Raw genomic sequence first — 9,004 nt, forward strand, 5'->3', positions numbered from 1 at the left:
GCCAGGGCCCGCAAAAGCATCCTCACTCGTCGTCTCCTTCAGTGGCTGCGCCGTCGACCGGTTCGTCGGCATCGCCGTTGGCATCGTTCTCGACGATGCGCTGCAGGCTGATCAGCTTGGCCCCGTCGTCGAGGGCGATGAGGGTCACGCCTTGCGTCGCCCGGCCGAGCTCGCGGATCTCGGCGACGCGCGTGCGCACCAGCACGCCACTGTCGGTGATCAGCATGATCTCGTCGTCCGGCCGGACCAGCGTCGCGGCGACGACCTTGCCGTTGCGCTCGGACTGCTGGATCGCGATCATTCCCTTCGTGCCGCGGCCGTGCCGGGTGTACTCGACGATGCTGGTCCGCTTGCCGTAGCCGTTCTCGGTGGCGGTCAGGACGCTTTGCGACTCATCGTCGGCGACGAGCATGGCGATGACGCCCTGCGTCGGCTCGAGCGCCATGCCGCGCACGCCGCGGGCGCCGCGGCCCATGGCGCGAACGTCCTTCTCGTCGAAGCGGACGGCCTTGCCGCCATCGCTGAAGAGCATCACGTCGTGCGTGCCGTCGGTCAGCGCGGCGCCGATCAGGAAATCGCCCGGATCGAGGTCGACGGCGATGATGCCGGCCTTGCGCGGATTGCTGAACTCGTCGAGGCTGGTCTTCTTGACCACGCCCTGCGCCGTCGCCATGAAGACGTAGTGGTCGGGAGGAAAGGCGCGGAAGCCGTCGGTGATCGGCAGCACGACGTTGACCTTCTCTCCGGGCTGCAGCGGGAACATGTTGACGATCGGCCGGCCGCGCGAGCCGCGCGAACCCTGCGGTACCTCCCACACCTTCAGCCAGTAGACCCGGCCGAGCGTCGTGAAGCAGAGGATGTAGTCGTGCGTGTTGGCGATGAAGAGCTGGTCGACCCAGTCGTCCTCGCGCGTCTGCGTCGCCTGCTTGCCGCGCCCGCCGCGCTTCTGCGCCCGGTACTCGGACAAGGCCTGGCTCTTGACGTAGCCGGTGTGCGACAGCGTCACGACCATGTCGGTCGGCGTGATGAGGTCTTCGGTGCCGAGATCGAGGGCGTTGTGCTCGATGTGGCTGCGCCGGGCGCCGAGCTTGGTCTGCCCGAACTCCTGCTTGAGTGCCGCGAGTTCGTCGGAGATGATGGTCGTGACCCGGGCCGGCGTTGCCAGGATGCCGAGCAGGTCGGTGATCTGCGTCATGACCTCGCGGTACTCGCCGAGGATCTTGTCCTGCTCGAGTCCGGTCAGGCGCTGCAGGCGCATCTGCAGGATCTCGGCCGCCTGGTCGTCCGACAGCCGGTACAGGCCGTCTGCCTGCAGCCCGAAGTTCGGCGACAGGCCCTCCGGCCGGTAGGCGTCGCGCCCCTGCACCGACTCGCTGCCGACGCGCGCGAGCATCTCGCGCACCATCGAGGAATCCCAGCTCTTGCTCATCAGCGCCAGCCGCGCGACGGGCGGCGTCGGCGAGGCCTTGATGGTCTCGATGAACTCGTCGATGTTGGCCAGCGCCACCGCCAGGCCCTCGAGCACATGGCCGCGCTCGCGCGCCTTGCGCAGCTCGAAGACCGTCCGCCGCGTCACCACCTCACGCCGGTGCTCGAGGAAGATCTCGATCAGGTCCTTCAGGTTGCACAGCTTCGGCTGGCCGTCGATCAGCGCCACCATATTGATGCCGAAGGTGTCCTGCAGCTGCGTCTGCTTGTAGAGGTTGTTGAGGACGACCTCCGGGACCTCGCCGCGCTTGAGCTCGATGACGACGCGCATGCCCGACTTGTCGCTCTCGTCCTGGATGTGGCTGATGCCCTCCAGCTTCTTCTCGTGCACCAGCTCGGCCATCCGCTCGAGCAGGTTCTTCTTGTTCACCTGGTACGGGATCTCGTCGACGATGATCGCCTGCCGCTGGCCCTTGTCGATGTCCTCGAAGTGGCACTTCGCGCGCATGATCACCTTGCCGCGGCCGGTGCGATAGCCCTCGCGCACACCACCCAATCCGTGGATGATCCCGGCGGTGGGGAAGTCCGGCGCCGGCAGGATCTCCATCAGCTCGTCGATCGTCGCCTCAGGGTGCCGCAGCGCGTGCTGGCAGGCGTCGACGACCTCGTTCAGGTTGTGCGGCGGGATGTTGGTCGCCATGCCCACCGCGATCCCGCCCGAGCCGTTGACGAGCAGGTTCGGCAACCTCGACGGCAGGACCAGCGGCTCCTTCTCGCTGCCGTCGTAGTTCGGCCCGAAGTCGACCGTCTCCTTCTCGAGATCGGCGAGCATCTCGTGCGCGATCTTGGCCAGCCTGATCTCGGTGTAGCGCATCGCCGCCGCGTTGTCGCCGTCGACGGAACCGAAGTTGCCTTGCCCGTCGACCAGCATGTGGCGCAGGGAGAAGTCCTGCGCCATGCGGACGATGGTGTCGTAGACCGACTGGTCGCCGTGCGGGTGGTACTTGCCGATGACGTCGCCGACGATGCGCGCCGACTTCTTGTACGGCCGGTTCCAGTCGTTGTTGAGCTCCGACATCGCGAAGAGCACGCGACGGTGCACGGGCTTCAGGCCGTCGCGCGCATCGGGCAGGGCGCGGCCGACGATCACGCTCATGGCGTAATCGAGGTAGGACCGCCGCATCTCCTCCTCGAGGCTGATCGGCAGTGTTTCCTTGGCGAATTGGGTCATGGTTCGGCTCGAGGGACGCTGGAGCACAAAAGAGCCGAGCGCAGGGCAGGATTCTAAGTTGCCAAGGGCTGTCGCAGACACGCAACAGCGTGGTCCGGAGAGCGTCTGTCACCGGGGCAAAATCAGGTCAAATGAAAGCCCTATGGCACAATGACTCGGTCGGTGGTCAGCACCCGCGGACCGGGTCTTGCCAGTAATTTTTGGACAGGTTCGGACCTTTTAAACAGAACTCTATTGCCTTCCCTCGAGAGGAGAATCATGAAGAAACTGAATAAGGTGGCGTCGCTCTTCGCAACCGCCGCGTTGGCTTCCTCGTTCGCCAACGTCTCCGCGCAGACGGTGGACAACTGGGTCAGCGGTACCGGCCTGCCCTGGAAGAACGGGACGAATGAATTGTGCTGGCGCAATGGCGTGTGGACGCCGGCGACGGCTCTTGCTGGCTGCGACGGCGCTCTCGCACCGGCGGCCGCACCCGCACCCGCCCCCGCACCCGCACCCGCTCCTGTGCCCGCGCCGGCTCCGGCGCCTGCTCCGGCTCCGGCCCCTGCGCCCGCTCCTGCTCCGGCCGTCGTGCCCGCACCGACGAGCGAGAAGGTCACCTTCGCCGCCGACGCCTTCTTCGACTTCGACAAGGCCGTGCTCAAGGCGGAAGGCCGCGCCAAGCTCGATGATCTCGTCAGCAAGATGAGCGGCCTGAACCTCGAAGTGATCATCGCCGTCGGCCACACCGACTCGATCGGCAGCGACGCCTACAACCAGCGTCTCTCGATCCGCCGCTCGGAAGCGGTCAAGTCGTACCTGGTGAGCAAGGGCGTCGAGAAGAACCGCGTCTACACCGAAGGCAAGGGCGAGAAGCAGCCCGTCGCCGACAACCGGACTGCCGAAGGGCGCGCGAAGAACCGTCGCGTGGAAATCGAAGTGGTCGGGACCCGCGGCAGGTAAGTCGCGCCCGAGAGGGCGTTCGCTGCTCGAAAAACCCCGCCTCGCGGGGTTTTTCTTTTTCCAGCCGGAGTATTCGAAATGGTCGTGAACGCCGATCCGCGCGAACTCGCGAAATTCAGTGATCTCGCCCACCGCTGGTGGGATACGGAAAGCGATTTCCGGCCGCTGCACCAGATCAACCCGCTGCGGCTCGGCTGGATCGACGGGTGGTGCCCGTTGACCGGCAAACAGGTGGTCGACGTCGGCTGCGGCGGCGGCATCCTCTCCGACGCGATGGCGCGTCGTGGCGCTCAGGTGCTCGGCATCGACCTCGCGACGAAGGCGCTGAGGGTGGCGCAGCTGCACGCGATCGAGGCTGCCACGCCGCGCGTCGAGTACCGCGAGGTGGCCGTCGAGACGCTCGCCGACGAATTGCCGGGCCACTTCGACGCGGTGACCTGCATGGAAATGCTCGAGCACGTTCCCGACCCCGCCTCCGTCGTCAGCGCATGCGGGAGGCTTGTCAGGGCAGGGGGCTGGGTCTTCTTCTCGACGATCAACCGCAACGCCAAGGCGTTCGCGCTCGCCATCGTCGGCGCGGAGCATGTGTTGTCGCTCCTGCCGAAGGGCACCCATCAGTACGCGAAGTTCATCCGGCCGAGCGAGCTGGCCCGATGGGCCCGGGCTGCTTCCCTCGACCCGGTGGCCACGCGAGGGCTGGAATACAACCCCTTGAGCCGGCGCTACAGCCTCAGCGGTGACACCGGGGTGAACTACCTCCTGGCCTGCCGCAAGACGCCATGAAAGCCGCGGTCGGCGCCGTCCTCTTCGATCTGGACGGCACGCTCATCGACAGCGCGCCCGACCTGGCGGGCGCCTGCAACGACATGCGCAAGGAGCGAGGCCTTCCGGCGCTGCCCTATGAAGCCTTGCGTGCGATGGTCGGCTCGGGGGCACGGGGCATGGTCGGCCTCGGCTTCGACCTCGCGCCCGACGCGGCCGGCTATCTCGAAATGCGCGACGAATTCCTGCGCCGCTACGAGGCCAGGATGACGTCCGAGACCCGCGTCTTTGCCGAAGTCCTGCCGGTGCTGGACAGCTTGAGAGCACGGGGCCTGCCCTGGGGCATCGTGACCAACAAGGCGGCGCGCTTCGCCGAGCCCCTGGTGGCCTGGCTGGACTGGGGCGGCGCCGTGGCAGCACTGGTGTGCGGCGACACGACCGCGCATGCCAAGCCGCACCCTGCGCCGCTTCTCGAGGCCGCCCGCCGATTGCAGGTGACGCCTGCGGCTTGCATCTACGTCGGCGACGACCGCCGCGACGTCGACGCCGGCCGCGCCGCCGGCATGCGGACCGTGGCCGCGGGCTGGGGTTACCTGGGCCAGGGCGAGCCGGTCGGCGCGTGGGGTGCGGACACGATCATCGACAGCCCTGCTGACCTGCTGGCATGGATCGACGGGGACTTGAAGGCGGCCGGGCTGGCCTAAACTAGGCTCCCTGGGGCTGACCTGGCTTCGACGAGGGTTCGGAGTTGGAACAGTGCACGCCGAGCACCAGTTCGCTCGTAAATCCACTGGAAACAAAGTAACTGCGAACGATCAAACGTACGCTCTCGCCGCTTAAAACCGGTGAGCTTCGCAACAGTTGGCCGATGGGCTGGGCCTGAGGGGTAACCCGAGGGCTGCGAAGTCATACACATGGGCTCGTCCTGCGTCGCGTCATTCGGCGCAGGATCAAACTAAGTGAATCGGGGCCAAGGTAGCGTGCTGCTGCGCGACCTGGGCCCTTAAAACCAAATCAGCCAGCTAAGCGTGTAGATCTGCCTGACAAAGGCTTTCGGACGGGGGTTCGATTCCCCCCAGCTCCACCAGACACGGTCCCGAGGGACCCGGCGCGATGCCCGCCGCCGGGCATTCGCGAGATCGTTCGTGCTGTTGCCAAAATCCCGATAGTTCGGCGCCCAGAGCTCGCTCCCGTCCGAGCGGGCTGCCGTCGAGGGCTATTCGCTCGGCGGCGCCGTTGCCGTCCAGTTCGTCTCGGTTGTTCGAGCTGGGCGGCTGAGCCCGGCGGGTGACGCGGCCAGCCGCACCGGTCAGAGCTCGGAGGTGGTGGTGTCGAGGGGCGTGAGCGCCGTCGTGCGCCGGGTCGCCGACGGCGCGGGCTCCGCGTCGAGGTCGTCCTTGCCGAAGGTGCCGAAGTAGATCGGAGCGCGGCTGGGCGAGGTGTCGAGCCACTCGTCGAAGTCTTCTTCGGCGAGCAGGACCGGTGTGCGCTTCTCCGCCGGCTCGCCCTTGTCGTTGGTGGGGCGGTGGAAGCGTGACAGGAGCGGATGCAGGTCGCAGTTGATGGTCAGCATGGTGAAGCTGATCACTTCGCGCCCTTCGGTGCTCACCCAGCGGTCCCACAAGCCGGCGATGCTCAGAGGCGACCGGTCGGCGCGTCGGATGCGCCAGCGCTCGGGCGTCTTCGGGTCGTCGGCACCGTAGCAGGGGACGTACAGGGACTGCGCAGGAACGATGCACCACTGCCGTGCGGCGAAGGCGCCCTTGAACGCGGACCGCGTCGCCGCGGTCTCGGAACGGGCATTCACGGTTGTCGCCGCGGGCTTCTCGGATTTGGCGGAGGCCGGCAGCAGGCCGAAGCGTGCAAGCACGACCTCGCGCTGCGCCGCCTCGCCGATGCCGAAGCGCCGGATGATGGGCGCGTACTCCCCGGCGACGACGTCCGTGTGCCACTCGCCGGGAAGCAGCAGCCCCCATTCGCGCTCGAGTTCGGATGGCGTCGGTGCAAGGTAGTTGCTGGACATCCCTACACTTTAGCGCCACGTCATTCGTTCGTGGAGGGCGATTCGAGTGAATTGCGCCACGCTCGCCGAGGGGGCATGGGGCGTCAGATCGCCACCGGTGCCTTGATCGCCGGGTGGCTGTCGTAGCCGGCCACGGTGAAGTCCTCCAGCACGTAGTCGAAGATCGAGGCGGGGCGGCGGGCGATCTCGAGCGTCGGGTAGGGACGTGGCGCGCGCGACAGCTGCAGCTCGACCTGTTCCGCGTGATTGCTGTAGATGTGGCAGTCGCCGCCGGTCCAGACGAAGTCGCCCACGTCGAACTCGCACTGCTGCGCCAGCATGTGCGTGAGCAGCGCGTAGCTGGCGATGTTGAAGGGCACGCCGAGGAAGATGTCGGCACTGCGCTGGTAGAGCTGACAGCTGAGGCGCGGGCGCGCGTCGCCGACGGCCGGCGCGACATAGAACTGGAAAAAGGCGTGGCAAGGGAGCAGTGCCATCTTCGGCAGGTCCGCCACGTTCCAGGCGCTGACGATGATCCGGCGCGAGTCGGGGCTGGTGCGCAGCTGCTCGACGACGTTGGCGATCTGGTCGACATGGCCGCCACCCGGCGTCGGCCACGACCGCCACTGCACGCCGTACACGGGGCCGAGGTCGCCGTCGGGGCGGGCCCATTCGTCCCAGATCGTGACGCCGCGCTCCTGCAGCCAGCGGACGTTGCCGTCGCCGCGCAGGAACCAGAGCAGCTCGAGGATGATCGAGCGCAGATGCACCTTCTTGGTCGTCACCAGCGGGAAGCCCTCGCGCAGGTCGAAGCGCATCTGGTAGCCGAACACGCTGCGGGTGCCGGTGCCGGTGCGGTCGGCCTTCGCCACGCCGTGGTCGCGGACATGGCGCATGAAGTCTTCGTACTGCGAGCGGACGGGTGGTCGCGAACTCTCCGGACGCGGCGGGGCAGGGGATGGCATGCGCCGATTATGTTCAGCGCGGCCGTCGCGCCGTTCAGCCCTGGGGTGCCTGCTCGCGCACGAAGATCTCAACCCGGCGGTTGCGCGCCCGTCCCGCTTCGGCAGTGTTGTCGGCGACCGGCTCGCGCGCGCCGCGGCCGAAGGTCCGGATCTGCGTCGCTGGCACGCCGCGGCCGACCAGGTAGTCGCGCACGCTCTGCGCACGGTCGAGCGACAACGGGTTGTTGGTCGCCTCCGAGCCGGAGCCGTCGGTGTGGCCGATCACCGTCAGTCCGGCTGCGGCGTCGCCCTTGAGCAGCCCGGCCAGGGGATCGAGCAGCCCGCGCAGGCGCGGCTTGATCGCGAAGCCGTTCGGGTCGAACGCGATCTCGCTGGGAAAGACCAGCTTCAGCTGATTGTCCGGGGTGCGAACGACCTCGGCGCTGCTGCCCCGCGTCGCCCGCTCCATCGCGATGCGGCGGTCTTCCATGCGTTGCGACCAGCCCGGGCCGATGCCGCTCGGCGAAGCCGACGACGGCGCCGCCGACCCTCGACCGCCGACGCCGGCGCAGCCGCTGACGAGCGCTGCCGCCAGCGTGGCCACCAGGGTCGCAGCGAGCCTTCGATGCAAGGTCATGACGTCTCCCACGGGCCGACGGGGCGGCCAGGGCGCAGTGTGGAAAAGGGGAGAGGCCCGCGTCTGTCGGTGCGTCGCGGCCCTGCCTGTCGGCTCACGCCTACACGCACCGTGCCCTCGCTCACCGGTCGAACTGCAGCGCGGCCAGGCGTGCGTAGAGGCCATTCGCCGCGATGAGCTCGGCGTGTGTTCCCGACTCCACGATCCCGCCGGCCTCCATGACGACGATCCGGTCGGCGCGCTGCACGGTGGCGAGCCGGTGCGCGATGACGATCGTGGTGCGGTCGCGCATCGCCGACTCGAGCGCGGCCTGCACCATGCGCTCGCCTTCGGCATCCAGCGCGCTCGTGGCTTCGTCGAGGAGGAGGAGCGGCGCGTTCTTGAGGATGGCCCGGGCGATCGAAAGGCGCTGCCGCTGCCCCCCGGAGAGGCGCACGCCGCGCTCGCCGAGAAAGGTGCGATAGCCGTCGGGCAGGGCGGTGATGAAGTCGTGCGCGAAGGCCGCCGTCGCCGCGGCGACCACCTCGGCATCGCTCGCGGCGGGGCGGCCGTAGCGGATGTTCTCCATCGCGTCGGCGGAAAAGATGACGCTGTCCTGGGGCACGATGCCGATGCGCGAGCGCAACTGCTCGAGCGCCACCCGGTCGACCCGCTCGCCGTCGAGAAGAACGGCCCCGGCCTCGACGTCGTAGAAGCGCAGGATGAGCTGGAAGACGGTGCTCTTGCCCGCGCCGCTCGGGCCGACCAGCGCGACGGTTTCGCCGGGTGCGACGTCGAGATTGAAGCCGGCGAGCGTCGGGTGCTTCGGTCGCGACGGGTAGCGGAAGGTGACGTTGTCAAAGCGCACCGCCGCGCCGCCGCTGCGCGCCGGCAGCGCCCCCGGCCGGGCGGGCGAGACGACCGGCGACTCGAGCGCGAGCAGCTCCATGAGCCGCTCGGTCGCGCCGGCGGCGCGCAGCAGGTCGCCGTAGACCTCGGACAGCACGGCGACGCTGCCCACCAGGATGATCACGTACACGACCGTCTGGCCCAGGTGCCCGGCCGAGATGTCGCCGCGC

At 68.1% G+C, this 9,004-nt stretch carries 8 protein-coding genes and 1 other RNA gene; 4 read left to right on the forward strand and 5 right to left on the reverse strand.

All coding sequences use genetic code 11. The features are described from left to right. Window positions 1–22: 22 nt before the first annotated feature. A complete protein-coding gene (gene gyrA, locus AC30N0_RS03600; RefSeq protein WP_489516566.1) occupies window positions 23–2,659 on the reverse strand; it encodes a DNA gyrase subunit A in 2,637 nt (878 codons plus the stop codon). 258 nt (window positions 2,660–2,917) lie between these two features. Between gyrA and ompA the strand changes: the two genes are divergently transcribed. From ompA to ssrA, 4 genes are all read left to right on the forward strand, one after another. Continuing rightward, window positions 2,918–3,601, forward strand: a complete 684-nt coding sequence (ompA, locus tag AC30N0_RS03605) for an outer membrane protein OmpA (RefSeq protein ID WP_489516573.1) — start codon at window positions 2,918–2,920, stop codon at window positions 3,599–3,601. Window positions 3,602–3,679: 78 nt separating this feature from the next. Continuing rightward, window positions 3,680–4,384 (forward strand): bifunctional 2-polyprenyl-6-hydroxyphenol methylase/3-demethylubiquinol 3-O-methyltransferase UbiG, encoded by a 705-nt coding sequence (ubiG, locus tag AC30N0_RS03610; protein WP_489516567.1) that lies wholly within the window; start codon window positions 3,680–3,682, stop codon window positions 4,382–4,384. Continuing rightward, entirely contained in the window at window positions 4,381–5,067 is a 687-nt protein-coding gene (gene gph / locus AC30N0_RS03615; RefSeq protein ID WP_489516568.1) for a phosphoglycolate phosphatase, read from the forward strand. Before ubiG ends, gph begins: the two co-directional genes overlap by 4 nt. A gap of 12 nt (window positions 5,068–5,079) precedes the next feature. Further along, window positions 5,080–5,450: a transfer-messenger RNA gene (ssrA, locus tag AC30N0_RS03620) on the forward strand. 222 nt (window positions 5,451–5,672) lie between these two features. On the opposite strand, the gene AC30N0_RS03625 is transcribed toward ssrA, so the two are convergent. The 4 genes from AC30N0_RS03625 to AC30N0_RS03640 all read right to left on the reverse strand — a co-directional run. Further along, window positions 5,673–6,386, reverse strand: coding sequence for an SOS response-associated peptidase (locus tag AC30N0_RS03625; protein WP_489516569.1), 714 nt, complete (start codon window positions 6,384–6,386; stop codon window positions 5,673–5,675). An 83-nt stretch (window positions 6,387–6,469) separates the two neighbouring features. Next, the gene (locus AC30N0_RS03630; protein WP_489516570.1) at window positions 6,470–7,330 is read right to left on the reverse strand and encodes a thymidylate synthase; all 861 of its coding nucleotides are present in this window, start codon (window positions 7,328–7,330) and stop codon (window positions 6,470–6,472) included. Window positions 7,331–7,364: 34 nt separating this feature from the next. Further along, window positions 7,365–7,946 carry an OmpA family protein gene (locus tag AC30N0_RS03635; protein WP_489516571.1) on the reverse strand — a complete coding sequence of 194 codons (582 nt, stop codon included), beginning with the start codon at window positions 7,944–7,946 and terminating at the stop codon, window positions 7,365–7,367. Between the two features lie 121 nt (window positions 7,947–8,067). Next, on the reverse strand, window positions 8,068–9,004 hold a 937-nt coding region (locus AC30N0_RS03640; protein ID WP_489516572.1), incomplete at its 5' end, for an ATP-binding cassette domain-containing protein.

It is taken from the genome of Rhizobacter sp. (assembly GCF_031412495.1).
Classification (GTDB): domain Bacteria; phylum Pseudomonadota; class Gammaproteobacteria; order Burkholderiales; family Burkholderiaceae_C; genus Schlegelella_A.

What these genes read in the sequence shown, in the direction of transcription:
- gyrA (WP_489516566.1), bottom strand. Translation starts at nt 2,659, where the DNA reads ATGACCCAATTCGCCAAGGAAACACTGCCGATCAGCCTCGAGGAGGAG.
- ompA (WP_489516573.1), top strand. Translation starts at nt 2,918, where the DNA reads ATGAAGAAACTGAATAAGGTGGCGTCGCTCTTCGCAACCGCCGCGTTG.
- ubiG (WP_489516567.1), top strand. Translation starts at nt 3,680, where the DNA reads ATGGTCGTGAACGCCGATCCGCGCGAACTCGCGAAATTCAGTGATCTC.
- gph (WP_489516568.1), top strand. Translation starts at nt 4,381, where the DNA reads ATGAAAGCCGCGGTCGGCGCCGTCCTCTTCGATCTGGACGGCACGCTC.
- AC30N0_RS03625 (WP_489516569.1), bottom strand. Translation starts at nt 6,386, where the DNA reads ATGTCCAGCAACTACCTTGCACCGACGCCATCCGAACTCGAGCGCGAA.
- AC30N0_RS03630 (WP_489516570.1), bottom strand. Translation starts at nt 7,330, where the DNA reads ATGCCATCCCCTGCCCCGCCGCGTCCGGAGAGTTCGCGACCACCCGTC.
- AC30N0_RS03635 (WP_489516571.1), bottom strand. Translation starts at nt 7,946, where the DNA reads ATGACCTTGCATCGAAGGCTCGCTGCGACCCTGGTGGCCACGCTGGCG.